Source organism: Rhodococcus sp. SJ-2, from assembly GCF_053750035.1.
In genome coordinates, this window is the sequence record NZ_CM132340.1 from 5510967 (window position 1) to 5533725 (window position 22759).

Here is a 22759-nt window from a genome sequence, read left to right on the forward strand (position 1 = left end):
CGGTTCCTGCGTTCGATTCACATGTTACTTGAAAGCCCCGACCCAGTTGCTGGTCTCTTTCGGGTGGGGGTTTGCACCTTCGCCGCGGACGTAGCCGCGGCGGGTCTGAGTAAGGCCGAGACGGGTCACAGCGTCTTTGACTGCCGCGCGGATCTTCTCGGTGTCGATGTTGCCGTCGTCGTCGAGGAGCTGGTCGACGGTGATGCCGGATGCCCAGAAACCTTCGGGGGCAACTCGGTGTGTGCCTTTCACTTCCTTGTCGATGGCGGCGCGGCGGAGAGCATCGACCTGTCCGATCAGGGCGTCGCGTTCCTTCTCGGTGTCCCGCAGCCGGCGCCTGTACTTGGCGGCTTCTTTGCCTTCGTCGAGTTCGGTGTCGTCGGTCTCGACTTCGGGGGTCACGTCCGCGATGGGCGTGTCCTCGGTGGTGTCGTCGGGAACGTCGGTGGTCTGGTCGGTCTGCTGTTCGGTCATTTCTGGTCCTTCCTTCGGGGTGGGTCGACGACGTTCAGGTTGGGTACGTCGTCGGGGGTGAGGCCTACTGCCTCGAGTTGAGCGGGGGTGACGGTGGCACCGCCGAAGTAGACGGTGTTGGTCTCCCCTGCGGTCATGCCGATCGGGACACCGTCGGCGTCGAGGATGATCTCGCCGGGTGTGCGGACTTCCGTCCATGTGCCGACGGCGTCGTTCATCTTCAGCCACGATTCGCGGGTGGGTCCGGCTGCGGGGACGATGTCGGGTGGTGGGTTAGGGGCGCGGTCGAGAGCGTCTCGTAGCCACGCAAGTTCGTCGCGGTCGTCGTCATGCATCGGTGGTCTCCTGTCGTGCGGTGAGTTGTTCTGCGGCGTCGACGAGGATGTTCGCGACTCGGTATGCCTCGGTGGCGGTCATGACGTAGTTGTCGCGGCCGAGGTACAGCGAGAGGCGCGAGTCGTAGATCTCGGTGCGGACGTCGACGGTGTTGATCGCTGCGCGTTTCATGTGGCACCTACCTTCGATCGGCCGTCGACGCCGTATGCGACGGCGGCCCAGACTCCGCGGGGGTGGTCTTGTTCGACGGCGGCGACTCTGCAGGCCGCTTGCACGGGACATTGGCGGCATTGGTTCGCGGCCCAGGCGAGGCGTGACGATCGGTGCTCGGGATGCTCGTCGTCGAGTTCGGCATCCCATAGAGGGCTGTGGCCGGCGCAGCGTGCACCCTCGAGTCGTGGGTCAACAAGACCGGCGAACAAGTCGGGGATCACGGGCAACTTGCGGCGGGTCATGCGGACTCCTGTAGGCAGCTGTGGTGGAGGGCGAAACCGAACTTCGGTGGCAGTGGACCACCGCACTTTCGGCACTCCTTCGGGTATCCCTGATCGGTGATGCATGCCGCACAGATCCGGTGCGGCTGGGCTGTCTTGTCGCCGTGTGGGGTGCCGCAGACGGGGCACGCCGGCGGACCGGAGTCGACGATCGTGAGGTGCCGTTCTGCAGTCGGATCAGCAGTGGGCTCATTCACGGGAGCGTGAGCCGACTGTGTTTCTGCCCCAGTCGGCTCACAGCGTTTCCCCTGGTCAGCCCCAGTTGGCTCAGTCGGCTCAGTCGGCTCACGTGTAAGGCCCGACTGATCCCACTGATCCGACTGCATCGGCAGCGACCAGAGCGACGTCCGCGGGAAGCCTGCCATCTCGTAAACGACACCGAGCGACTTCGCGGCTCGTTTGATCGTGGGCTCCGAGAGGCCGGCTTTTCGTGCGTCCGCCTTCACGTCCTTGGCGGCGGTGCGCCCGTTTTCGGTGAGGTAGTCCTCAAGCCACGCGGCGGCCTCGCTGCGATCCTCGCGGTCGGTACCGTCCGGCTCCGCGAGAAGCTCCCGAGCATCCCTATCGGTCTCCCCTAGCCACTTCAGTACACCGACTTCTGCGGGCCCGTCCTCGGTCGTAATGCTCGTCGAGACGATCTCGGCCTTCATCGACCGGGTGCGAGGTGCGAGGTTGCCCTTCGTGTTCGTGACGACGAGATTGTCGTCCTCTTCGTCCTTGGCAACCGAGAGCACCGACCGGGCGACCTGAGACCACGCAATCGACCCGAGGATGAGCTTTCCGGTGTCGGCCCCGTCCCGCTTCCCGAAGTGGCACAGACCGAACACGACGCACCCTTGCCGTGAGGCGAGCTGAGACAGTGGTTCGAGGTACTGCCGCACCGCGCGGTCGTCCTTACCGGACAGCTCGGATGACATCGACGACGTTGCTGCATCGAGGACGACGAACGCGACGTTGTGCTGTGCGATGACCTTCTCGAGTGCCAGCGTGTCGAGCGGAAGGATCAGCGTTCCGGTGTCGGTGTGGGAGGTCTCCACGTCAACGAACAGGACGCGGTCCATGTCGGCCCCTGCCGCCTTTAATCGTGGCGCGACTGTGAACTCCCGCGAGTCCTCGGAGTGGACGTACAGAACGTTCTGAGGGGTGCCGTGCAACTCCCCTTCGAGCTTGCCCCGGGTGACCTGGGCGCAGATCTCCGCGGCGATCGTCGACTTACCGAGACCTTCTCGGCCGGCCAACAGGGTGAGTGATCCGGCCGGGATCCAGTCCTCCATGACCCAGCGGACCCGCTGCATCTTCACGTCCGCGCCACGGGTGACCTTCAGTCGTCGGCCTGCCTGCCCACCGAGGTCGACGAGCTCGAGTTCATCGAGTCCGTGCCCTGCGGCGATATGGTCAGCGGCGTCCTTTCCCACAGTCGCGGTCGCAATGACCGCACCTGCAGCGATCGGATCGACCAGTTCGTGCACCTGCAGCGCGTGCTTACGTCCGGGCTCGTCGTTGTCGGCGACGATCACCACCGTGTGGCCAGCCAGAGGGGACCAGTCGAAGAGGCTGGCCTTTCCTGCGCCCATTGCGGAGCAGACCGCGACACCACCGATGGACTCGATGGCGTGCACGTCCTTCTCACCCTCGACGATGTAGACCGGGGCGCCGGTCGCGACCTGGTCCAGCTTCTCGACGCGGTACAGGTCGCGGCCCTTCGTGTTGCCGGACTGGCGGAACTTCTTCTTGCCATCATCTGTGTAGGTACGGAAGACGGTGCGGCCGTCGCGGTAGGTGTAACTCGTCCCGGACGGGTCGTCGAATACATCGCGGTGATGCAGGCCGAGTGAATCCATCACACTCGCCGTGTCGCATCCAGCGTGGCAGTTGACCAGCACACTGCCTTCGATGCGTGTCAGCGACAGCGAAGGGTTGTTGTCATCGTGGGCGGGGCATTGAGCGACAGCCTGCCCGTCACCGCGGGGGCGAACGAGCTTGCCTGCATCGGCGAGGCGGTCGAGAAGACGTTCATAAGCGGTTTGGGTCATGCTGCTCCCCGCTCGTCGACCTGGGCATTTGTACGTCGCCATATGCGCGCTGGTGCATCCCAATCGTCGTCTGCGGCACGTGGCCCATACCCGGCGAACTCGATGTAGCCGCGACGCTGCAGTTCCCGCACGAGCGCGCCACGGCGGCAAGGCTTGTCGTCCGCGTATGGCGGCAGGTACAGCGACATCTGCGCTGCGGTGAATGTCGCTCCGACGGGCAGGTGGGAGACCCACTGTTGCGCGAGGGTGAGGAGGTCGGAGTGGGCGCCGGCGAGTGCCTTGTCGGTGCCTGTCGGGATACTCTTGTTGTTGCGACGCATTGCTGCTGCGTCCTTTCTCTGGGTGGGCCGGGAGCTTTTGGTCGAGCTCCCGGCCCTGCGGTTCAACGGGGGTTCCGTGCGGGTTCCTTGGTTGAGCGCGGGTGGAGCTGGTTCGGTCAGGTCACGTCGGCCTCCGCATTGCTCGCGTGGCGTCCTCACCGAACCTGTCTCGGCAGATCTGCCGGTCGTGTGCGTGCGCGAGAAGCAGGCCGATGTTCTGTGCTGCGACGATCGAGATCAGCAGGATTTCGAGGAGGCTCACAGACCCTCCCGAACCTCTGCGGCGGTGCGGATGGTGTCCTCGTCGCGACGCAACGGCTTCGCCTCCTGGCCGACGATGGCGCGGTACTCCACAGCGATCGCATTGACGACGTAGACGAAGTCGTCGAACTGGCCGTCGAGAATCGTGAGGTCCGAGAACATCTGACCGCCCGCCTGATCGCGGGAGTCGATCGTGAGCTCGAGTTCGTCGAAGACGATGGCGCCGTTCTCTGCGCGGCGCGCGTATTTGGTGATTTCAGCGGTGAACGGGCCACGTTTGACCTGGGCGAGTACCACGAGGTTGCCGTCGAGCTGCTCCTCCTCGGTCAGTGCACCAAGGGCGTCGGTGGCGGCTTCGACCTGGTCGACGGTGGGTTCGTGCTCGGGTACCGGCTGGTCGTGCGGGAGGATGCGGTACTCGACTTCGAGTCCGACCGTGGTGGTCATGCGGACGTAGTCGCCGGTGGTGACCGTATGTTCGATCTCGTCCCAACCGAACCGTTGGGCGGCGTCGGCTTCGATCAGGTCGATCGCACCGCGGAATGTGGTGGCGTGCGCGATGGCCTTCTGTAGGCCTGCCACGATGAGAAGGACGATGTGGCTGACGGGGTCTGCGATACTGGACATGGATTCGTTCTCCTGCTGAGTGATGGATTCCTCGCCCTCGGTAGCGGTGGCAGCCGCTCCGGGGGCATCTCTTTGTTCACGGACGAGCACATGACGGTTCTGGACCATCGAGAGCGTCATGTCCTCGTCGACGAAGTGCACGACCGACCAGCCGGGAGCGCCGGGGCGCGACGAGCTGATCTGGTACTCGGTGCCGTCCTCGTCGATCCAGAACGCGGCGGTCACGCTGCGCCCGGGGTGTCGTCGGTGCGCTGCATGGTGTTCGCGTCGATCCAGGCGTAGACGTCGGACCACTTGTAGAAGACGCGACGGCCGAGCTTGGCGAACTTCGGTCCGGTGCCGAGGTAGCGCTTCTGCGCGAGCGCGGGTTCTGTGGTGTGCAGTACGGCCGCGACCTGCTGCGGTGTCGCGAGGATGCTGTCGTATTCCACGATGCACCTTCCTTGATCGTTTGGTCTTCATGTTTGATCGGTTGCACTTCATGTTTTATCACTTGGCGTTCCGGGGCGCAAGGATGGAGGTTGACCTTCATCTTTGATCTGCCACAATTGACGACATGGCAGGGAAGAAGAGCGAGCTCGGCCCCATCGGTGAGGCCTCGTCCGACAACGTGAAACGACTACGCGAAGAGATGCGCCTCTCATATGCGGAGATGAGTCGAACACTCGAAGAAATCGGCCGGCCGATCCCACCACTCGGATTGCGGCGGATCGAAGAGGGCGAGCGGCGGATCGACGTCGACGACCTTGTCGCATTAGCGATCGTCCTGCAGGTCAGCCCGCTGGCAATCCTTCTGCCGAATTCCGATACAGCAGTCGTCAGCGGCGGCCCTCGCTACCCGCGCGGCCGCGTCTGGCAGTGGGCCCAGGGGACGACACCTCTCGGCACCTCGGATCCAGCGGCGCGGATGAGGTTTGCGAAGTACTCCAACCCGGTCGAGTACGAGGTTGCAGAGCGTCGGCAGGAAGCCGGTGAGATCAACCAGAACCCCGTAGCAGTCGGATGGGTCGCCGAGAAGCGTGTTCGCGAACGTCGCACTCAGGCGATCACCGAAGCTGTAGGCGACAGTGGCGACGGTCAGTAGCTACGACACCGCGGGCGGGAAACGCTGGGAAGTCCGCTACCGCACCCCGGAGCGGACCACCACCCGCAAGCGTGGCTTCACATCCAAGAGGCAGGCGCAGGACTTCGCCGCGACCGTCGAAGTCGAGAAGATGACCGGCTCGTACGTCGCGCCATCGGCCGGCCGAATCCTCTTGGGTGGCGTCGCCGAAAAGTGGATGGCGAGCAAGGTCAACCTGTCAGCGTCGACCGCAGCTCGCTATCGGTCAGCCCTCGATGTGCACGTACTCCCCCGCTTCGAGAAGACACCGATCGTCGACGTCACCCGTGAGCGTCTGCGGAGTTGGGTCGCGGACATGGCGTCCACGAGATCAGCATCGACGACACGCACCAACGTGCTCGTCATGTCCCAGATCCTCGACCAGGCCGTCGAGGACTCTCGGCTCGTATCGAACCCTTGCGACGGACTCGACCTCCCCAAGCTCGAGCACAAGGATCGGCGGTACCTGAACTTCGAGCAGGTCGATCTACTCGCCAAGGCTGCGGGCGACAACGGCGTGCTGGTGTACACGCTCGCCTACACCGGCGTCCGGTTCGGTGAGGCCGCGGCGCTCACGACCTCCGACGTGAACTTCGATCGCGCGCGGTTGCGCATCCACCGATCGGCCACGGTGGTGAACTCGAAGATCGTCGTGTCGAGCACCAAGGCGAACAAGGGTCGCGATGTGCCGGTGCCCCGGTTCCTGATCGGCATGCTCACCGAGCACATCGAAGACAAGTCGCCGGCCGATCTGCTGTTCCCGGACAGTCGCGGCGGATACATGCGCGCCGGAAACGTACGTCGCCGATGGTGGGACGCCGCGGTGAAGGAGTCCGGTGTCCTCGAAGGGCTCACGCTCCACGAGCTGCGCCACACTGCGGCATCGCTGGCGATCACTGCGGGGGCGAACATCAAGACGCTGCAGAGGATGCTGGGGCACGCGAGCGCAGCACTGACGCTCGACCGGTACGGGCACCTGTTCGACGACGACCTCGGGATGGTCGCCGATCAGCTGGACAGGCTCGCTCGACCACACAGTTCGTGACACCACTCGAGGCGGTCGTGTGTCCAAAGTGTGTCCAGAAACAAGGAAAGGGCACCTCCCGGTTTCCCGGAAAGTGCCCTTCACCTGCACTGATACTGGTGGGCGCGGAGGGTTTCGAACCCCCGACCGCTGGTGTGTAAAACCAGAGCTCTACCACTGAGCTACACGCCCGAAAATCGGCAACCGGAGGCTGCCGATTTCACATCAGGACTTTAGCGCGGCGAGCGCCCGGACCCAAGCCTGCTGGTCACGGGGCTCTCCGGGGCCGTTCTCCTCCGCGAATCGCACGATCCCGGCCTTGTCGATCACGAACGTTCCACGGTTCGCGAAGCCGAGCTTGTCGTTGAACACGCCGTACGCCTGGGCCACCTCACCGTGCGGCCAGAAATCCGACAGCAACGGGAAGGTGTAACCCTGCTCCGCCGACCAGATCTTGTGGGTCGGGGACGCACCCACCGACACAGCAAGGATCGCGGTGTCGTCGTTCTCGAACGTCGGCAGGTCGTCGCGCACCGCGCACAGTTCGCCCTGGCAGACGCCGGTGAACGCGAGCGGGTAGAACACCAGCAGTACATTCTTGACGCCCCGGAAGCTCGACAGCGTCACTTCCTGGTTGTTCTGGTCCTTGAGCGTGAAATCGGGCGCCTCGGCGCCCACGGCGATCGCCATGGAGGTGGTGTCCTTCATTCGGAGGAAGTGGCGGCTCAGCGACGCGGACGGCCGGTCTTCGGCTGCACCAGCCGGCTACCGATCCAATCGCCGAGATTGGTCGCCGAGGTCTGAGTCAGGCCGGCCGTAGTCGCCGACTCGGCAATCTCACTGGGCTCGACATGATCGGGGCGACCCGTCTTCGGGGTCAGCACCCACACGACACCGTCCTCGGCGAGGGGGCTCACGACATCCATGAGGGCGTCCACGAGATCACCGTCGCTTTCCCGCCACCACAACAGCACGGTATCGACGACCTCGTCGGAGTCCTCGTCGAGTAGCTCCGTGCCGGTGACCTCCTCGATCGCTGCACGCAACTCGTCGTCGGTATCCTCGTCCCAGCCAAGTTCTTGCACCACGTGGTCGTGCTTGATACCGAGCTTCGAAACGTAGTTCTTGGCATCCGCCGCGGCGACCACGGTGGTTCCTCCTCAAGGTTGTGGTCGCGGAGGTTTCCGCGGACCGGTGTGACGTGCGATTGATCAAAGCGAACATGGTCGGGCGCCTGAACGCAACCCGAAACGCTGCGATTTCCAAGAGAATCTTCGAGAACGACGCTACGCGCACTCTTCCGAAGAGATGCATCCAGCCGCAACCCTGGCCCGATTTGCCGGGCCGCATCGTGCCCGACCCGGCACGATGGGGGAAGATGAGGGGTGCATCATGTTCAGATGTCGATGAGTCGGCCCCCACAAGGGCCGGCCTACGGAGTGGGCGCTACACCTGCGCGCCCCACCACGATGAGGAGCTGACGTTGACAGACCTGATCCACGGACCCGATTCCCGTGCGAACGCCACACCGGGCGTTTCGGGTACGGGCCCCTCGACCGACACCCCCGCCCCCACCACAGGCAACCGGGTTCGGGTCATCCGCGAGGGCGTGGCTTCCTACCTGCCGGATATCGATCCGGCGGAAACCGCCGAGTGGCTCGAGTCGTTCGACGGCATGCTCGAAGCGGCCGGACCTTCCCGAGCTCGCTACCTGATGTTGCGTATGCTCGAGCGCGCCGGTGAGCGCCACGTGTCGATTCCTGCCTTGACCTCGACCGACTACGTCAACACCATTCCCACCGAGAGCGAACCGTGGTTCCCCGGTGACGAAGAGGTCGAGCGCCGATTCCGCGCCTACATCCGCTGGAACGCCGCGATCATGGTGACCCGCGCGCAGCGGCCCGGAATCGGGGTCGGTGGCCATATCTCCACCTACGCCTCGTCCGCCGCCCTGTACGAGGTCGGCTTCAACCACTTCTTCCGCGGCAAGGATCACCCCGGTGGTGGCGACCAGATCTTCATCCAGGGCCACGCCTCTCCCGGCATCTACGCTCGCGCCTTCCTCGAGGGCCGCATACCCGCGGAGCAGATGGACGGATTCCGTCAGGAACACAGCCACCTGGCAAAGGGCGGAGCCCTGCCGTCGTATCCGCACCCGCGACTTCTCCCCGACTTCTGGGAGTTCCCGACGGTGTCGATGGGCCTCGGCCCGATGAACGCCATCTACCAGGCACGTTTCAACCATTACCTGGAAGATCGCGGCATCAAGGACACCTCGCAGCAACACGTGTGGGCGTTCCTCGGCGACGGCGAGATGGACGAACCCGAATCTCGCGGCCTCGCACACGTCGCCGCCACCGAGGGCCTGGACAACCTGACCTTCGTCATCAACTGCAACCTGCAGCGTCTCGACGGTCCGGTCCGCGGCAACGGCAAGATCATCCAGGAACTGGAATCGTTCTTCCGCGGCGCCGGCTGGAATGTCATCAAGGTGGTGTGGGGGCGCGAGTGGGACGCGTTGCTGCACGCCGACAAGGACGGCGCGCTCGTCAATCTGATGAACGTCACCCCGGATGGCGACTACCAGACCTACAAGGCCAACGACGGCGCGTTCGTCCGCGAGCACTTCTTCGGGCGCGACCCGCGCACCAAGGAACTGGTCAAGCATCTCACCGACCAGCAGATCTGGAACCTCAAGCGCGGCGGGCACGATTACCGCAAGATCCACGCTGCGTACAAGGCCGCGATGGAGCACAAGGGCCAGCCGACGGTCATCCTTGCCCACACGATCAAGGGGTACACGCTCGGTAAGCACTTCGAGGGTCGTAATGCGACCCACCAGATGAAGAAGCTCACTCTCGAAGACCTCAAGTACTTCCGCGACGTCCAACGGATTCCGATCTCCGACGCAGAGCTCGAGAAGGATCCGAAGGCGCCGCCGTACTACCACCCCGGTTTCGACGCGCCCGAGATCCAGTACATGCTCGAGCGTCGCCGGAATCTCGGCGGCTTCCTTCCCGAGCGCCGCACGAAGGCAGCGCCGCTGAAGCTGCCCGAAGAGAAGACGTACGACGTGGTCCGGAAGGGCTCGGGTAAGCAAGAGGTCGCCACCACCATGGCGGTCGTGCGTGTGCTCAAGGAGCTGCTCCGCGACAAGGAGATCGGCAAGCGCATCGTGCCGATCATCCCGGACGAGGCCCGTACCTTCGGCATGGATTCGTGGTTCCCGTCGCTGAAGATCTACAACCGCAACGGTCAGCTGTACACCTCGGTGGACGCAGAACTCATGCTCGCCTACAAGGAGAGCGAGGTCGGTCAGATCCTGCACGAGGGCATCAACGAGGCCGGTTCGACGGCGTCGTTCACCGCGGTCGGCACGTCCTACGCGACCCACGGCGAGCCGATGATCCCGGTGTACATCTTCTACTCGATGTTCGGCTTCCAGCGCACCGGCGACGGCCTGTGGGCCGCCGCAGACCAGATGGCGCGCGGTTTCGTGCTCGGCGCCACCGCCGGACGCACCACCTTGACCGGTGAAGGCCTGCAGCACGCGGACGGGCACTCACTGCTGCTCGCCTCCACCAACCCGGCGGCTGTCACGTACGACCCGGCGTTCTCGTACGAGATAGCCCACATCGTGCGCGACGGACTTCGCCGCATGTATGGCGGCACCGAGGGTGTTGAAGGCTTCGGCGGCGAGAACATCTTCTACTACATCACCATCTACAACGAGCCGTACACGCAGCCGGCAGAGCCGGAGAGCCTCGACGTCGAGGGCTTGCTCAAGGGTATCTATCTGTACCAGCAGGGTGCGGGCTCGGGCCCGAAGGCGCAGATCCTCGCCTCCGGCGTGATCATGCCCGAGGCGTTGCGCGCCCAGCAGATGCTTGCCGACGAGTGGGGCGTCTCGGCCGACGTGTGGTCGGTCACCTCCTGGGGTGAGCTCCGCCGTGAGGGCATCGAGTGCGACCGTCAGGCCCTGCTCAACCCAGGCCAGGATCCCGTCGCGCCGTACATCCAGCGGGTGCTCGACGACGCTGCCGGACCGTTCGTGGCGGTGTCCGACTGGATGCGCGCGGTGCCCGATCAGATCCGCCAGTGGGTGCCGGGCGACTACACGGTGCTCGGGGCCGACGGGTTCGGATTCTCCGATACCCGGCCCGCAGCGCGCCGCGTGTTCAACATCGACGCGGAGTCGACGGTCGTGGCCGTGCTCGCTGCGCTCGGCCGCGAAGGTGCGATCGACGCCGCTCGCGCAGTCGAGGCAGCGGCGAAGTACCGGATCGACGATGTCGCTGCCGCTGCCGCGCCGACCTCGGATCCGGGTGTCGCCTGACGTCCGTCCACTCGTTTCCCGCGACTCGAGCATCGGTGAACCTGCCCGGGCCCTGTCCGGGTAGGTTCTTCGCATGGTCGACGAGCGGGAACCGCGCCGAACGATGCGCGCATCGGGTGTCCCCGCGGGACGCCCGATGCCGCCGGAGCGCCCCGAGCGCGCACCGCTGCCCGATGCTCTGTTGCGGCGCGTCAAGCAGTTCTCGGGGCGTATGTCCACCGAGGCCGTGCACGTCATGCAGGAGCAGTTGCCGTTCTTCGCGGACCTCGATGCGTCGCAGCGTTCGAACGTTCAGCTGATCATCCAGACGTCGGTCGTGGATTTCCTCGAATGGGTGCGCGACCCCGAGAGCGACATCTCGTTCAGCCTCGACGCATTCCAGGCAATTCCGCAGGATCTCGCGCGCAGACTCACCTTCCGTCAGACCGTCGACATGGTTCGCGCTGCGATGGAGTTCTTCGAGCAGTGGCTGCCTGCCTTGGCCCGGAACGAAGAACAGCTGATCGCGTTGACCGAGGCGATCCTCCGATACGGCCGTGAACTCGGCTTCGCGGCCGCGTCGGTATACGCGAGCGCTGCAGAGTCGCGGGGAGCCTGGGACACACGCCTAGAGGCGCTCGTGGTGGACGCGGTCGTACGTGGCGACACGGGGTCCGACATGCAGTCCCGTGCCGCGACGCTCAACTGGGACGCAACCGCGCCCGCGACCGTGCTCATCGGTTCGCCCCCGCCCGAAGAGGGGGTGTCCGCTGTAACCACGGTGCACACGATCGCGCGCGCACACGACCGCGCGGCATTGGCGGTCGTGCAGGGCGAACATCTGGTGATGGTCGTCAGCGGGGAGCTACTCGGCAGCCCCGAGGCCGTCGCATTCCGGGACGAGCTCATGTACAGCTTCTCGAGTGATCCCGTCGTCATCGGCCCGACGACTCCGTCGCTCGCGTCGGCGCACGCGTCGGCGGTCGAGGCGATGGCGGGGATGGAGGCAGTCGTCGGCTGGCCGGGTGCTCCACGTCCGGTGCACGCAACCGAGTTGCTACCCGAACGCGCGCTCTTGGGCGATCCAGGAGCAATCACGGCGCTCGAGGACGAAGTCGTGGCCCCGCTCGCGGCCGCCGGTTCGGCCCTTTCCGACACCTTGGACGCATACCTCGACAGTGGTGGTGCTGTCGAGTCCTGCTCGCGAAAGCTGTTTGTTCATCCAAATACCGTCCGGTACAGGTTGAGGCGAATCACCGAAGTAACGGGTCGGGACCCGACAAATCCGCGTGATGCATACGTGCTCCGAATCGCCGCAACCGTAGGTCGTCTGGCACAAAGTCATAACGAACTCCGATCCCCCACACCACCAGTCACTCGATTCACAATTCGCGAACAGGACACGTAACGGTTACGGGCGAGCTACCGATGGAGAACGCCGACGTGGGAATTTGTAGGAACCCTACAAATCCTGCTTCCACCTTTCATTCCCACCGACATCTCGGAGGAGCACCTTCAGGGTGTTCTCTGATCATCGTGATTTCGCTGCTTTCCCCCGGTCAGGGGTCTCAGACACCAGGAATGCTTGCTCCGTGGTTGGAGCAGGCCGGTGCTCGCGATCGAATCGAGCTCTGGTCCAAGGCGTCGGGGCTCGACCTCGAGCGTCTCGGCACCACCGCTACCGCTGAGGAGATCACCGACACCGCCGTCACCCAGCCGCTGGTCGTCGCGACAGCGCTGCTCGCGTTCGAGGCCTTGGAGGCACGCGGCGCGATCGCTGCGGACACCATCTCTGCCGGCCACTCGGTCGGTGAGCTCGCAGCAGCCGCGGTCGCCGGCGTCATCACAGCCGACGAAGCCGTCTCCCTCGCCGCGATCCGCGGCGCGGAAATGGCCAAGGCGTGCGCTCTCGAGCCGACGGGGATGTCTGCTGTCCTCGGCGGCGCCGAGGACGAAGTGCTCGCCCGGCTCGAAGAACTCGACCTGACACCCGCCAACATGAATGCGGCAGGACAGATCGTCGCTGCAGGACGCCTCGACGCGCTCGAGGAACTCGCAGCGAACCCGCCCGCGAAGGCACGTATTCGGTCACTCCCCGTGGCCGGTGCCTTCCACACCCGTTTCATGGCTCCCGCGCAGGACGCCGTCACCGCGGCAGCAGCGAAGATCACACCGAGCGATCCGGTACGTCCGCTGTTGTCGAACTTCGACGGAGCACTCGCTACCTCAGGATCCGATGCCCTCGAGCGAATTGCAGCGCAGGTCACCCGGCCTGTCCGCTGGGACCTGTGCACCGCGTACTTGAAGTCCGCTCAGGTCTCCGCGGTGGTGGAATTGCCGCCGGCCGGAACGCTGGTGGGAATCGCAAAACGCGAGATGCGTGGCACCCCCAACACCGCACTGAAGACACCGGCCGACATCGACACATTGGCCGAAACGCTGGTTCTCGGTTAGGTTGCTGCGCGCGCTGTGCACGCAACAACGCAGCGCGCGCAATACCGCAGTACCAGCACTCGAAGACTCCCGGAACAACCCGGGCACCGGGGCGGACGCCGTTCCCCCGGTTTCACACGACACAGTCGACAAACCCAAGAAGGGAGCCACGAAGTGGCCGCCACCCAGGAAGAAATCATCACCGGTCTCGCGGAGATCATCGAAGAGGTCACCGGTATTGAGCCCTCCGAGGTGACCATCGAGAAGTCCTTCGTCGACGATCTCGACATCGATTCGCTCTCCATGGTCGAGATCGCCGTCCAGACCGAAGACAAGTACGGCGTGAAGATCCCCGACGAGGACCTCGCAAGCCTGCGCACCGTCGGTGACGCTGTCTCGTACATCCAGAAGCTCGAGGCCGAGGGCGTTCAGGCCACCAACGACGGCGAATGAGCACAGCCGTGACCTCCCCTTCTCCTCGGACGCTACGAAACGTCGTCGTCACGGCTCTCGCGACCACGACGTCGATCGCAGGTGATGTGGATGCCACATGGAAGGGCCTCCTCGCCGGCGAGAGCGGGATCGGCACGCTCAGCGGGTTCGTCGACGACTTCGACCTTCCCGTCCGCATCGGCGGCACGCTGAAGGTCGACCCCGACGATTCATTGTCGCGGGTCGAGATCCGGCGGATGAGTTTCGTCGAACGGCTCGCGCTGACTCTGTCACGCACAGTGTGGTCGAACGCCGGTAGCCCGGAGGTCGATCAGGACCGTCTCGGTGTCGTCATCGGCACCGGCCTCGGTGGCGGCGACGCTCTCATCGACGCCGTCGACAAGCTCCGCGACGGCGGATACCGCAAGGTGTCCCCGTTCGTGGTGCAGATGGTCATGCCCAATGGTCCTTCGGCCACCGTGGGTCTCGAGCTCGGTGCGCGTGCGGGAGTCCTGACTCCCGTCTCGGCATGCTCCTCGGGATCCGAGGCCATCGCGAACGCCCACCGGATGATCGCCATGGGCGACGCCGATGTCGTCGTCACCGGCGGTGTCGAGGGACGACTCGATGCGGTTGCCACCGCCAGTTTCGCCATGATGCGCGCGCTGAGCACCCGCAACGACGACCCCCAGGGCGCCTCGCGCCCCTTCGACAAGGACCGCGACGGATTCGTGTTCGGCGAAGCCGGCGCACTGATGGTCCTCGAGTCGGAGGAGCACGCCAAGGCACGTGGCGCGACCGTTCACGCTCGCGTCCTCGGCTCCGGAATCACCTCGGACGGGTTCCACATCGTGGCACCCGATCCGGAAGGTACGGGCGCAGCTCGTGCGATGACCCGTGCAATCGAGACCGCCGGGTTGTCCAAGTCCGACATCGGGCACGTCAATGCTCATGCGACGTCCACCCCGATCGGAGACATCGCCGAGGCCAAGGCCATCGGCGCTGCGGTGGGAAATCATGCCGCAATCTACGCACCGAAGTCCGCGCTCGGTCACTCGATCGGCGCTGTCGGTGCACTCGAGGCAGTACTCACGGTCCTGGCTCTGCGTGACGGAGTCATTCCTCCCACGCTCAATCTCGAAAACCAGGATCCAGATATCGACCTGGATGTAGTGCACGGTGAACCGCGCTACGGGCAGATCGATTTCGCGCTGAACAACTCGTTCGGTTTCGGTGGGCACAACGTCGCTATCGCGTTCGGTCGGGCCTGATCCGACCGGCACAACGCCGCGCATGCGGTGGAGGTCCCGTTTAGGAGCCTCCACCGCACCCACCCCCACCGCGTTTCGCCCGAGGAGCACCCGATGACAATTCTGGATCCAGTCACCCAGCGCGACAGCGCAGTGGACCCCCGCGATCCGCTGGCCCGCCTCGAGAAGCTGTTCGATCCGGGATCGGTGGAACTGCTCCACCCGCGCGACAACTCCGGCGTCCTCGCTGCGATCGGTCGTATCGACGGTGTGCGCACCGTCGCCTACTGTTCGGACGCGACCGTGATGGGCGGCGCGATGGGTGTCGAAGGATGCCGGCACATCGTCCACGCGATCGACACTGCGATCGACAACGAACATCCCGTCGTCGGACTGTTCCATTCTGGCGGTGCTCGTCTCGCCGAGGGCGTCGAGGCCCTCCATGCAGTCGGCCTCGTCTTCGAAGCAATGGTCCGCGCCTCGGGCCACATCCCCCAGATTTCTGTCGTCCTCGGTTTCGCCGCAGGCGGCGCTGCCTACGGTCCGGCCCTCACCGACATCGTCATCATGGCCCCGGAGGGCCGCGTCTTCGTCACCGGACCGGACGTGGTGCGGAGCGTCACCGGGGAGCAGGTCGACATGGAGGCACTCGGCGGACCCGACACTCACACCAAGAAATCCGGTGTCGCACACATCGCAGCCCACGACCAGGAAGACGCGCTTCATCGCGCCCGCCGCCTCGTGTCGATGCTCGCAGAGCAAGGTCAATTCGATGTTGCAACCGCCGAACGTGGCGACACCGATCTCCGCGCGTTGATGCCCGAGTCCGCGCGTCGCGCATACGACGTGCGGCCGATCGTCCACGAACTGCTCGACAACGTCGATGGGGAATCGAGCTTCGAAGAACTTCAGGGCAATTGGGCTCGCAGCATCGTCACGGGGTTCGGGCGCCTCGGCGGTCGTACCGTCGGAGTCATCGCCAACAATCCCCTGCGCCTCGGCGGCTGCCTCAACTCCGAGAGTGCCGAGAAATCTGCCCGTTTCGTACGCATGTGCAATGCCTTCGGCGTGCCCCTCGTCGTCGTGGTCGATGTTCCCGGCTATCTGCCCGGCGTGAGCCAGGAGTGGGAGGGCGTCGTGCGGCGCGGAGCCAAGCTTCTGCATGCCTTCGCTGAAGCCACCGTGCCGCGCGTGACGCTCGTGACCCGCAAAATCTACGGCGGTGCCTACATCGCCATGAATTCGCGCGCACTCGGCGCCACCGCGGTGTTCGCATGGCCGGAGTCGGAGGTCGCCGTCATGGGAGCGAAGGCCGCGGTAGGAATTCTGCACAAGAAGGCGCTCGCCGCCGCGCCCGACGACGAGCGTGAGGCATTGCACGACCGTCTCGCAGCCGAGCACGAGGCGCTGGCAGGTGGGGTCGGCCGAGCGATGTCGATCGGTGTGGTCGACGAGATGATCGAACCGTCGAAGACCCGCAGCACACTTGCAGCAGCGCTCGCCGCAGCACCGGCGCGCCGTGGCAGGCACAAGAACATTCCGCTGTAGTTCCGCGTAGGGGTCAGGGCCTGTCATCCGTAGATGACAGGCCCTGACCCCTACGCGTGTCGTCGGTGGATCTCGATCAGCCGACGTCGCGGCGAAGCCACGTGACTTCGGCGCCGTCGTCGCCGCTTCGGTAGGGCTCGAGTTCATCGTCCCATGCGGTGCCCAGGCAGCGGTGGATCTCACCCTCGACATCCGAGGAGGCCAGCATCGCCCGCAGGCGCATCTCCCCGATCACGACATCGCCGTTCGCACTGGTATTGCCGCGCCACAGTCCGAGATGCGGTACGTGGCTGTACCGCTCACCGTCGACTCCCTCGCTCGGGTTCTCGGTGATCTCGAACCTGAGCATGGGCCATACCCTCAATGCTTCGACCAACCTGGCTGCGGTGCCGACCGGCCCGGTCCAATCCACTGATGTGCGCAGCAGTCCTTCCCCCGCGGGCTGGCCTGTCCACGTCAAATCGGGGCGGCTGTCCAACGTGGACGCCAATGCCCATTCGATGTGTGGACACACCGCAGCCGGCGACGAATGGACGTAGACCACCCCGGTCGTCGCATCCGCGAACTGGTTCGATGCGCGCATACATTCACCTCCGATCAGACGAGGACGTCTTCCCCAACGACCTCTTCTTGAAGGCGACGCAATGCGGCTATCGACAGTGTGCCGGTGTTGCGCCTGTTTCGCTAGCGAACGGCAGAGGTTTTTGTGATCTCGCCCAGAACGGCGTCGTTGAACTCGGCCCACAGCGGCTTCGCCCACTCACCGAATGCCCGGTTTGTGAGTATTATGCACGCTGTGTCGATTTCGGGGTCGACCCAGAGAAAGGTTCCCGACTGACCGAAATGACCGAAAGTGCGCGGCGAATTCGCTGTGCCGGTCCAATGCGGAGTCTTCTCCCCTCGCAATTCGAAACCGAGACCCCAATCGTTCGGCTTGAACATTCCGTATCCCGGCACGAGTCCGTTCAGTCCAGGAAATTGCACCCGAGTCGCCTCGCCGAGGGTCCAGGGGGACACGAGAACCGGATTCAACAGCTCCGCGGCGAATCGAACCAGGTCATCCACCGACGAACTGGCACCGTGCCCCGCCGACCCCGACAACGTCGACGACCGCATGCCGAGTGGCTCGAACACGGCCTGGTGAAGATAGTCGGCGAACCGGATTTCGGTCTCACTCTCGACGAGATCCGCAAGGACCTCGAATCCGGCACTCGAGTAGATGCGTTTGCGTTCCGGCTCGGCCTGGACGGTCCGGTCACCGAATGCGAGCCCGGAGGCATGCGAGAGCAGGTGCCGCACCGTGGAACCCGGCGGGCCCGCAGGCTGGTCGAGGTCGACTGCCCCCTCTTCGACGGCGACGAGAAGCGCGTAGGCAACCAGCGGTTTGGTCACGGACGCGAGGGGATAGACCTCGGCTGCATCACCCACGGAGCCGACAACGCCGCCGTCGCGAGTGAGAACCGCGCCGGCGGCGTGATCGACGGGCCAACCGGAGATCAGAGAGAGGCTGTGCACCAGAACAGCCTACGGGGGCACCCGGTCAGACCAGGAGATCACCCGCACACTCGCCTGGTCACCAATCGGCTTCGGTGTACCGGATGACGCCGCGGATGTTCTTTCCGTCGAGCATGTCCTTGTAGCCTTCGTTGATCTGCTCGAGGTTGTACGTACGCGTGACCATGTCGGCCAGGTTGAGCTGACCGGAGCGGTACAGATCCAAAAGATTCGGGATGTCGACCCGCGCGTTGCAGCCGCCGAAAATGTTGCCCTTGAGGTCCTTCTGCAGCATCGAGAACAAGAACGAGTTCAACTTGACGTCCATGTCTGCCATGTAGCCCATCGCGGTGACGACACACTTGCCGCCTTTCGCTGTAAGGGTCAGCGAGGGATCGACGAGATCGCCGGTCATTTCACCGACGGTGATGATGGTCTTGTGGCACATCCTGCCCCACGTGATCTCCATGATCGGCACGATCGCTTCTTCGATGGAAGCGTATGCGTGAGTGGCGCCGAACTTCAGGGCCTGTTCGCGCTTCCACGGCACCGGATCGATCGCGAACACGTGGCGCGCACCGGAGGCCACCGCCCCCTGCAGGGCGCTCATACCCACACCACCGATGCCGATCACTGCGACGGAGTCCCCCGCCTTCACGTCGGCGATGTGCGTCGCCGAGCCCCAGCCGGTGGGAACGCCGCAACCCACGAGTGCGGCAAGTTCGAAGGGGATGTCCTCGCCGATCTTCACGACCTGGGTCTGATTGACCGTCATGTACGGCGAGAATGTGCCGAGGAGGCACATCGGGATGACGTTCTCGCCGCGCGCCTGCATGCGGTAGCTGCCGTCGGAGATCGCCTGGCCACTGAGGAGTCCCGCTCCCAGATCGCAGAGGTTCGATTGCCCGACCGCACACGACGGACACTGTCCGCACGCCGGGATGAAGGACAGGACGACATGGTCTCCCACCGCGAGCCCGACGACGCCGTCACCGACCTTGGTGATGACACCCGACCCCTCATGGCCACCCATCACCGGGTAGGACGGCATCGGTGTCGCGCCGGTGACGATGTGGTGATCCGAGTGGCACATGCCTGCAGCTTCCATGCGGATCTGCACTTCCCCCGCAACCGGATCACCGAGCTCGATCTCCTCGACCGACCACGGCTCGTTGAGTCCCCACAGCAGTGCACCCTTGGTCTTCATCTGGCTACGCCCTCCATCACATTGCAGCTTGTGCACGTGACACTAACCACAAAATGCCAGAATTGGAACAGGTTCTACCGGAATTCTTCGTTACCGCACATCCCACAGATGATGGACGTGCTCGTGAGCGAAATACAGCGCAAGTGTGCCGACGGTGAACGTGGCTCCGTCACCTCGTCGCCCGCTCCGCGAACGTAGTGCCACCGGCACTCCCGCGAAGGCCTCGGCAGCTCTGCCGTTCGATTCCGTCAACTCGCGAGCGACGGTCGCGGGGTCCTGATCTCCGTACACGTCGTCGACCGCGGCGGCATCCTGATCCCAGTCCTCGAATGGCGGATCGTCCTGGGCGAGCATCGATTCGAGTCGGCCTTGAAACACCCGGGCAACATCGCGCAGGTGCGCTGCATACTCGAGCGCCGACCAGGAGTCGTCGTTCGGCCGCAGTGCGGCATCGTCGCGCGACAAGACCGCAAGCCACCGCTCCGAGTTGCTGCGCACGAGGTCGAGGATGCGGTCGTAGACCATCGCTCCCGGGTCGAACCCACAGTCGGCGCACGCGCGCTCGACCACCCAGGTCCAGTCCTCGCCGTCCGGCCGGATCACCATGCTCCGACCTCAGTAGCCGACACGAACAGCACACTCTCATTGTAGAGAATGGCATTTCCGTCTAACGTGAACACCATGCCGGTATGCGGCAAGAAGCGACGCGACGGCATCGGACAACGGAGGACGACATATGACGACGAAGGCGCTCGCGCCCGACGTATCCACATGGCCGGCAGAGGACCCGCAGCTGATCGGCAGCCGCTGCGACGACTGCGCGGCGACGATGTGGCCGGCACAGCCCCGGTGCGCCCGCTGCAGCGGCGCCAACATCTCCGAGCTGCTGCTCCCCCGCCGCGGAACTCTCGTGGCGTGGACAACTCAGGGATTCGTCCCCAAACAGCCCTATGCCGGCAGTGAGACCGCTGAGAATTTCGAACCGTTCGCGTTCGGCCTCATCGAGCTCGGCGACGTGGTCCGCGTCGAGGCACGTCTCACCGAGAACGATCCATCGAAACTGAAGCCCGGCATGGAACTCGAACTCACCTTCGTGCCCTTCTACACGGACGCCGAGGGAACCGACATCGTCACCTGGGCGTTCGCGCCGATCTGATCTACCTACACCCGATCGAGGAGTCCAAAGAACTATGAACGACGTTGCCATCATCGGTGTGGGCCTTCACCCGTTCGGCAGATTCGGCGCCAAGTCGGCCATCGAGATGGCCGCTGACGCAATCCAACTCGCGCTCGAAGACTCGGGCGTGGCGTGGAAAGACATCCAGTTCGGTATCGGCGGCAGCTACGAAGTGGACAACACCGATGCCGTCACCCGACTGGTCGGCCTGACCGGAATCCCCTTCACCAACGTGTTCAACGCATGCGCCACATCGGCCAGCGCGATCGAGCAGACCGCCGACGGCATCCGCTCCGGCAAGTACGACATCGGTATCGCCGTCGGCACGGACAAGCACCCTCGCGGCGCTTTCACCGCCGACCCCGCGATGCTGGGTCTTCCGGCCTGGTATGCCGAGAACGGACAGTTCGTCACCACCAAGTTCTTCGGCATGAAGGCCAACCGGTACGTCATCGACCACGACATCTCGCACGAGACCTTGGCCCGTGTAGCCGCGAAGAACTACCGCAACGGTGGCAAGAATCCGAAGGCGTTCCGTCGCACCGAGTTCAGCCTGGACGAGATCCTCTCGTCGCCGATGCTCAACTACCCGCTGACCGCCAAGATGTTCTGCGCCCCCGACGAGGGCGCTGCCGCGGTCATCATGTGCCGCGGGGATCTCGCGGCGAAGTTCTCGTCGAACAAGCCCGTATACCTGCGGTCGACGGCGATCCGCACCCGTACATACGGTGCCTACGAAGTACACGCGACGTGGGCCGCCACCGAAGAGGATGTCTCCCCCACCGTGTACGCAGCGAAGGCCGCGTACGAGGCCGCGGGAATCGGTCCCGAGGACGTCGACGTCGCACAACTGCAGGACACCGACGCGGGTGCCGAGGTCATCCACATGGCCGAGACGGGCCTGTGCGCCGATGGCGACCAGGAGAAGCTCATCGCCGAGGGCGCCACCGAGATCGGTGGATCGCTACCTGTGAACACCGATGGCGGTCTCATCGCCAACGGCGAGCCCATCGGCGCCTCGGGCATCCGCCAGGTACATGAGCTCGTCCACCAACTCCGCGGCACCGCAGGCGAACGTCAGGTTCCCGGTAACCCGCGAGTCGGACTCGCGCAGGTCTACGGCGCGCCCGGTACCGCGGCTGCGTCGATCCTGTCGCTCTGAACACCAGCACCGACCGGTAGCGGGAGGGCCGCCCACGAGTGTTCCGTGGGCGGCCCTCCCGCCCAGCTCGCTTCGGAGTCGGCCGATCGGGCACCTCACGGCGGGCCCGGCCATGAGTAGCGCGCTGCTACTTGACTGCGATCGGGTTGAGCGGGGAGCCCACACCGCCCGGGATGTTGAGCGGGCAGGCAACGAACATGCACTCGTACACGCCGTCGGCGGCACAGTCCTCGGCAAGGGCTTCGAAGTCGAACATCTCACCCAAGAGCAGGCCCATGTCGCGGAGCGCGACCATGTGGAACGGAATCATCGGCCCACCCGAATTCACGCCGAGCGCCTCCACTGCGAGGTTGTCCGCACACACGGCCGCAATGCCACGGTCACGAGCCCACCGGGCGCATTCCCACGTGAGGCCCGGCGATCCGCTCAGTCCGACGTCGGCTCCGCGCCGATGCTGCGGATACGTGCCGGTACGCAACAACAGGATGTCGCCCTCGGACACGGTGATTCGTGCGTCGCCCAGTACGGCGTCGAGGATCTCCGGCGTGACCCGGGTTCCCGGCTCTAGATAATCGACACCGAGGTGGCGCGGTACGTCGGCGAGGATCCCGCGGGACACGACCCCTGCCACCAGATTCTGAATGGAGAGACGCTCTGCACCCCATGCAGTGACGGTGTCGTGATGGAAGCCGTTGTAGAGCAGGTCGTCGTACCAGACATGCGCCAGAGCATCGAAATGCGTCGTCGAATGGGTTCCGAGAATCAGCATGTCCTCGGACGAACACACCTCGAGGACTTGACCTTTCGGCATGTCACCGCGATATCGGGTCATGGTGTGGATCGGATTGAAGCGCCCACTGGTCCGGATGTCGTGGGGACCGTGCTCGTCGGCGGGCATCGACAACGAGAACGACGCCCCGCGCCGGACCGTCGCGGCGGCCTCCCGGACCTTCGCCGGCGTGAGCAGGTTGAGTGTGCCGCGCTGGTCCTCGGTACCCCAACGACCCCAGTTGCTCAGCTCGCGCCCGAGCTCGCGGACCCCGTCCATGTCGATCGTCGCCAATCCGGCC

General features: G+C 64.7%; 26 protein-coding genes and 1 tRNA gene. 10 read left to right on the top strand and 17 right to left on the bottom strand.

Annotated features, from left to right (window positions below; genetic code table 11):
• Positions 1-24 precede the first annotated feature (24 nt).
• The 9 genes from ACSYG9_RS25715 to ACSYG9_RS25755 all read right to left on the bottom strand — a co-directional run bounded on the left by ACSYG9_RS25715 (position 25) and on the right by ACSYG9_RS25755 (position 4976).
• A complete protein-coding gene (locus ACSYG9_RS25715) occupies positions 25-474 on the bottom strand; it encodes a hypothetical protein (RefSeq protein WP_454840430.1) in 450 nt (149 codons plus the stop codon).
• Entirely contained in the window at positions 471-809 is a 339-nt protein-coding gene (locus ACSYG9_RS25720; RefSeq protein WP_454840432.1) for a hypothetical protein, read from the bottom strand. Before ACSYG9_RS25720 ends, ACSYG9_RS25715 begins: the two co-directional genes overlap by 4 nt.
• A complete protein-coding gene (locus ACSYG9_RS25725) occupies positions 802-981 on the bottom strand; it encodes a hypothetical protein (RefSeq protein ID WP_454840434.1) in 180 nt (59 codons plus the stop codon). Before ACSYG9_RS25725 ends, ACSYG9_RS25720 begins: the two co-directional genes overlap by 8 nt.
• On the bottom strand, positions 978-1265 hold the full coding sequence (locus ACSYG9_RS25730; protein ID WP_454840436.1) for a WhiB family transcriptional regulator: 288 nt from the start codon (positions 1263-1265) through the stop codon (positions 978-980). Before ACSYG9_RS25730 ends, ACSYG9_RS25725 begins: the two co-directional genes overlap by 4 nt.
• Positions 1262-3337, bottom strand: a complete 2076-nt coding sequence (locus ACSYG9_RS25735) for an AAA family ATPase (RefSeq protein WP_454840437.1) — start codon at positions 3335-3337, stop codon at positions 1262-1264. The genes ACSYG9_RS25730 and ACSYG9_RS25735 overlap by 4 nt, the downstream gene beginning before the upstream one ends.
• Positions 3334-3657 (bottom strand): hypothetical protein, encoded by a 324-nt coding sequence (locus ACSYG9_RS25740; RefSeq protein WP_454840439.1) that lies wholly within the window; start codon positions 3655-3657, stop codon positions 3334-3336. Before ACSYG9_RS25740 ends, ACSYG9_RS25735 begins: the two co-directional genes overlap by 4 nt.
• 121 nt (positions 3658-3778) lie before the next feature.
• Complete coding sequence (locus tag ACSYG9_RS25745; RefSeq protein WP_454840440.1) at positions 3779-3919, bottom strand: hypothetical protein; 141 nt, start codon at positions 3917-3919, stop codon at positions 3779-3781.
• Positions 3916-4770 carry a hypothetical protein gene (locus ACSYG9_RS25750; RefSeq protein WP_454840442.1) on the bottom strand — a complete coding sequence of 285 codons (855 nt, stop codon included), beginning with the start codon at positions 4768-4770 and terminating at the stop codon, positions 3916-3918. The genes ACSYG9_RS25745 and ACSYG9_RS25750 overlap by 4 nt, the downstream gene beginning before the upstream one ends.
• A complete protein-coding gene (locus tag ACSYG9_RS25755) occupies positions 4767-4976 on the bottom strand; it encodes a helix-turn-helix transcriptional regulator (RefSeq protein ID WP_454840443.1) in 210 nt (69 codons plus the stop codon). The genes ACSYG9_RS25750 and ACSYG9_RS25755 overlap by 4 nt, the downstream gene beginning before the upstream one ends.
• Positions 4977-5101: 125 nt before the next feature.
• Between ACSYG9_RS25755 and ACSYG9_RS25760 the strand changes: the two genes are divergently transcribed.
• Both ACSYG9_RS25760 and ACSYG9_RS25765 read left to right on the top strand, forming a co-directional pair.
• Positions 5102-5629 carry a helix-turn-helix domain-containing protein gene (locus ACSYG9_RS25760; RefSeq protein WP_454840445.1) on the top strand — a complete coding sequence of 176 codons (528 nt, stop codon included), beginning with the start codon at positions 5102-5104 and terminating at the stop codon, positions 5627-5629.
• The gene (locus tag ACSYG9_RS25765) at positions 5613-6692 is read left to right on the top strand and encodes a tyrosine-type recombinase/integrase (protein WP_454840447.1); all 1080 of its coding nucleotides are present in this window, start codon (positions 5613-5615) and stop codon (positions 6690-6692) included. The genes ACSYG9_RS25760 and ACSYG9_RS25765 overlap by 17 nt, the downstream gene beginning before the upstream one ends.
• 96 nt (positions 6693-6788) lie before the next feature.
• Here the strand turns inward: ACSYG9_RS25765 and ACSYG9_RS25770 are convergent.
• From ACSYG9_RS25770 to ACSYG9_RS25780, 3 genes are all read right to left on the bottom strand, one after another.
• Positions 6789-6863: transfer RNA gene (locus ACSYG9_RS25770), tRNA-Val, on the bottom strand.
• A 33-nt stretch (positions 6864-6896) separates the two neighbouring features.
• A complete protein-coding gene (locus tag ACSYG9_RS25775; RefSeq protein WP_440127814.1) occupies positions 6897-7361 on the bottom strand; it encodes a redoxin domain-containing protein in 465 nt (154 codons plus the stop codon).
• Positions 7362-7396: 35 nt separating this feature from the next.
• The gene (locus tag ACSYG9_RS25780) at positions 7397-7819 is read right to left on the bottom strand and encodes a DUF3052 family protein (protein WP_169686273.1); all 423 of its coding nucleotides are present in this window, start codon (positions 7817-7819) and stop codon (positions 7397-7399) included.
• A 335-nt stretch (positions 7820-8154) separates the two neighbouring features.
• Between ACSYG9_RS25780 and aceE the strand changes: the two genes are divergently transcribed.
• From aceE to ACSYG9_RS25810, 6 genes are all read left to right on the top strand, one after another.
• Positions 8155-11007 (top strand): pyruvate dehydrogenase (acetyl-transferring), homodimeric type, encoded by a 2853-nt coding sequence (aceE, locus tag ACSYG9_RS25785; RefSeq protein ID WP_454840449.1) that lies wholly within the window; start codon positions 8155-8157, stop codon positions 11005-11007.
• Positions 11008-11110: 103 nt separating this feature from the next.
• The gene (locus ACSYG9_RS25790) at positions 11111-12394 is read left to right on the top strand and encodes a helix-turn-helix domain-containing protein (protein ID WP_440127815.1); all 1284 of its coding nucleotides are present in this window, start codon (positions 11111-11113) and stop codon (positions 12392-12394) included.
• 128 nt (positions 12395-12522) lie between these two features.
• On the top strand, positions 12523-13440 hold the full coding sequence (locus ACSYG9_RS25795; protein ID WP_169686269.1) for an acyltransferase domain-containing protein: 918 nt from the start codon (positions 12523-12525) through the stop codon (positions 13438-13440).
• Between the two features lie 153 nt (positions 13441-13593).
• Positions 13594-13872 (top strand): meromycolate extension acyl carrier protein AcpM, encoded by a 279-nt coding sequence (acpM, locus tag ACSYG9_RS25800; protein ID WP_169686267.1) that lies wholly within the window; start codon positions 13594-13596, stop codon positions 13870-13872.
• On the top strand, positions 13869-15122 hold the full coding sequence (locus tag ACSYG9_RS25805; protein ID WP_440125119.1) for a KasA/KasB family beta-ketoacyl-ACP synthase: 1254 nt from the start codon (positions 13869-13871) through the stop codon (positions 15120-15122). Before acpM ends, ACSYG9_RS25805 begins: the two co-directional genes overlap by 4 nt.
• 93 nt (positions 15123-15215) lie before the next feature.
• A complete protein-coding gene (locus ACSYG9_RS25810) occupies positions 15216-16649 on the top strand; it encodes a carboxyl transferase domain-containing protein (RefSeq protein ID WP_440125120.1) in 1434 nt (477 codons plus the stop codon).
• Between the two features lie 76 nt (positions 16650-16725).
• On the opposite strand, the gene ACSYG9_RS25815 is transcribed toward ACSYG9_RS25810, so the two are convergent.
• From ACSYG9_RS25815 to ACSYG9_RS25830, 4 genes are all read right to left on the bottom strand, one after another.
• Entirely contained in the window at positions 16726-17232 is a 507-nt protein-coding gene (locus ACSYG9_RS25815) for a DUF3145 domain-containing protein (RefSeq protein WP_440125121.1), read from the bottom strand.
• A 101-nt stretch (positions 17233-17333) separates the two neighbouring features.
• Entirely contained in the window at positions 17334-18164 is an 831-nt protein-coding gene (locus ACSYG9_RS25820; RefSeq protein WP_440125122.1) for a serine hydrolase, read from the bottom strand.
• Between the two features lie 58 nt (positions 18165-18222).
• Positions 18223-19350, bottom strand: a complete 1128-nt coding sequence (locus ACSYG9_RS25825; RefSeq protein ID WP_440125123.1) for an NDMA-dependent alcohol dehydrogenase — start codon at positions 19348-19350, stop codon at positions 18223-18225.
• A 90-nt stretch (positions 19351-19440) separates the two neighbouring features.
• Complete coding sequence (locus ACSYG9_RS25830) at positions 19441-19956, bottom strand: DinB family protein (RefSeq protein ID WP_454840452.1); 516 nt, start codon at positions 19954-19956, stop codon at positions 19441-19443.
• A 130-nt stretch (positions 19957-20086) separates the two neighbouring features.
• Here ACSYG9_RS25830 and ACSYG9_RS25835 point away from each other — a divergent pair, with 130 nt between their 5' ends.
• Together ACSYG9_RS25835 and ACSYG9_RS25840 are read left to right on the top strand one after the other, a co-directional pair.
• On the top strand, positions 20087-20506 hold the full coding sequence (locus ACSYG9_RS25835) for an OB-fold domain-containing protein (protein WP_440125124.1): 420 nt from the start codon (positions 20087-20089) through the stop codon (positions 20504-20506).
• Between the two features lie 34 nt (positions 20507-20540).
• Positions 20541-21689, top strand: a complete 1149-nt coding sequence (locus ACSYG9_RS25840; RefSeq protein ID WP_440125125.1) for a thiolase C-terminal domain-containing protein — start codon at positions 20541-20543, stop codon at positions 21687-21689.
• 127 nt (positions 21690-21816) lie between these two features.
• Here the strand turns inward: ACSYG9_RS25840 and ACSYG9_RS25845 are convergent, their stop codons facing one another.
• Positions 21817-22752, bottom strand: coding sequence for a cyclase family protein (locus ACSYG9_RS25845; RefSeq protein ID WP_440125126.1), 936 nt, complete (start codon positions 22750-22752; stop codon positions 21817-21819).
• Between the last annotated feature and the right edge of the window lie 7 nt (positions 22753-22759).

Excerpts from the sequence above, each read along its gene's own strand:
- ACSYG9_RS25715 (WP_454840430.1), bottom strand. The coding sequence starts at position 474 with ATGACCGAACAGCAGACCGACCAGACCACCGACGTTCCCGACGACACC.
- ACSYG9_RS25720 (WP_454840432.1), bottom strand. The coding sequence starts at position 809 with ATGCATGACGACGACCGCGACGAACTTGCGTGGCTACGAGACGCTCTC.
- ACSYG9_RS25725 (WP_454840434.1), bottom strand. The coding sequence starts at position 981 with ATGAAACGCGCAGCGATCAACACCGTCGACGTCCGCACCGAGATCTAC.
- ACSYG9_RS25730 (WP_454840436.1), bottom strand. The coding sequence starts at position 1,265 with ATGACCCGCCGCAAGTTGCCCGTGATCCCCGACTTGTTCGCCGGTCTT.
- ACSYG9_RS25735 (WP_454840437.1), bottom strand. The coding sequence starts at position 3,337 with ATGACCCAAACCGCTTATGAACGTCTTCTCGACCGCCTCGCCGATGCA.
- ACSYG9_RS25740 (WP_454840439.1), bottom strand. The coding sequence starts at position 3,657 with ATGCGTCGCAACAACAAGAGTATCCCGACAGGCACCGACAAGGCACTC.
- ACSYG9_RS25760 (WP_454840445.1), top strand. The coding sequence starts at position 5,102 with ATGGCAGGGAAGAAGAGCGAGCTCGGCCCCATCGGTGAGGCCTCGTCC.
- ACSYG9_RS25775 (WP_440127814.1), bottom strand. The coding sequence starts at position 7,361 with ATGGCGATCGCCGTGGGCGCCGAGGCGCCCGATTTCACGCTCAAGGAC.
- ACSYG9_RS25790 (WP_440127815.1), top strand. The coding sequence starts at position 11,111 with ATGCGCGCATCGGGTGTCCCCGCGGGACGCCCGATGCCGCCGGAGCGC.
- ACSYG9_RS25805 (WP_440125119.1), top strand. The coding sequence starts at position 13,869 with ATGAGCACAGCCGTGACCTCCCCTTCTCCTCGGACGCTACGAAACGTC.
- ACSYG9_RS25810 (WP_440125120.1), top strand. The coding sequence starts at position 15,216 with ATGACAATTCTGGATCCAGTCACCCAGCGCGACAGCGCAGTGGACCCC.
- ACSYG9_RS25815 (WP_440125121.1), bottom strand. The coding sequence starts at position 17,232 with ATGCGCGCATCGAACCAGTTCGCGGATGCGACGACCGGGGTGGTCTAC.
- ACSYG9_RS25825 (WP_440125123.1), bottom strand. The coding sequence starts at position 19,350 with ATGAAGACCAAGGGTGCACTGCTGTGGGGACTCAACGAGCCGTGGTCG.
- ACSYG9_RS25830 (WP_454840452.1), bottom strand. The coding sequence starts at position 19,956 with ATGGTGATCCGGCCGGACGGCGAGGACTGGACCTGGGTGGTCGAGCGC.
- ACSYG9_RS25835 (WP_440125124.1), top strand. The coding sequence starts at position 20,087 with ATGACGACGAAGGCGCTCGCGCCCGACGTATCCACATGGCCGGCAGAG.
- ACSYG9_RS25840 (WP_440125125.1), top strand. The coding sequence starts at position 20,541 with ATGAACGACGTTGCCATCATCGGTGTGGGCCTTCACCCGTTCGGCAGA.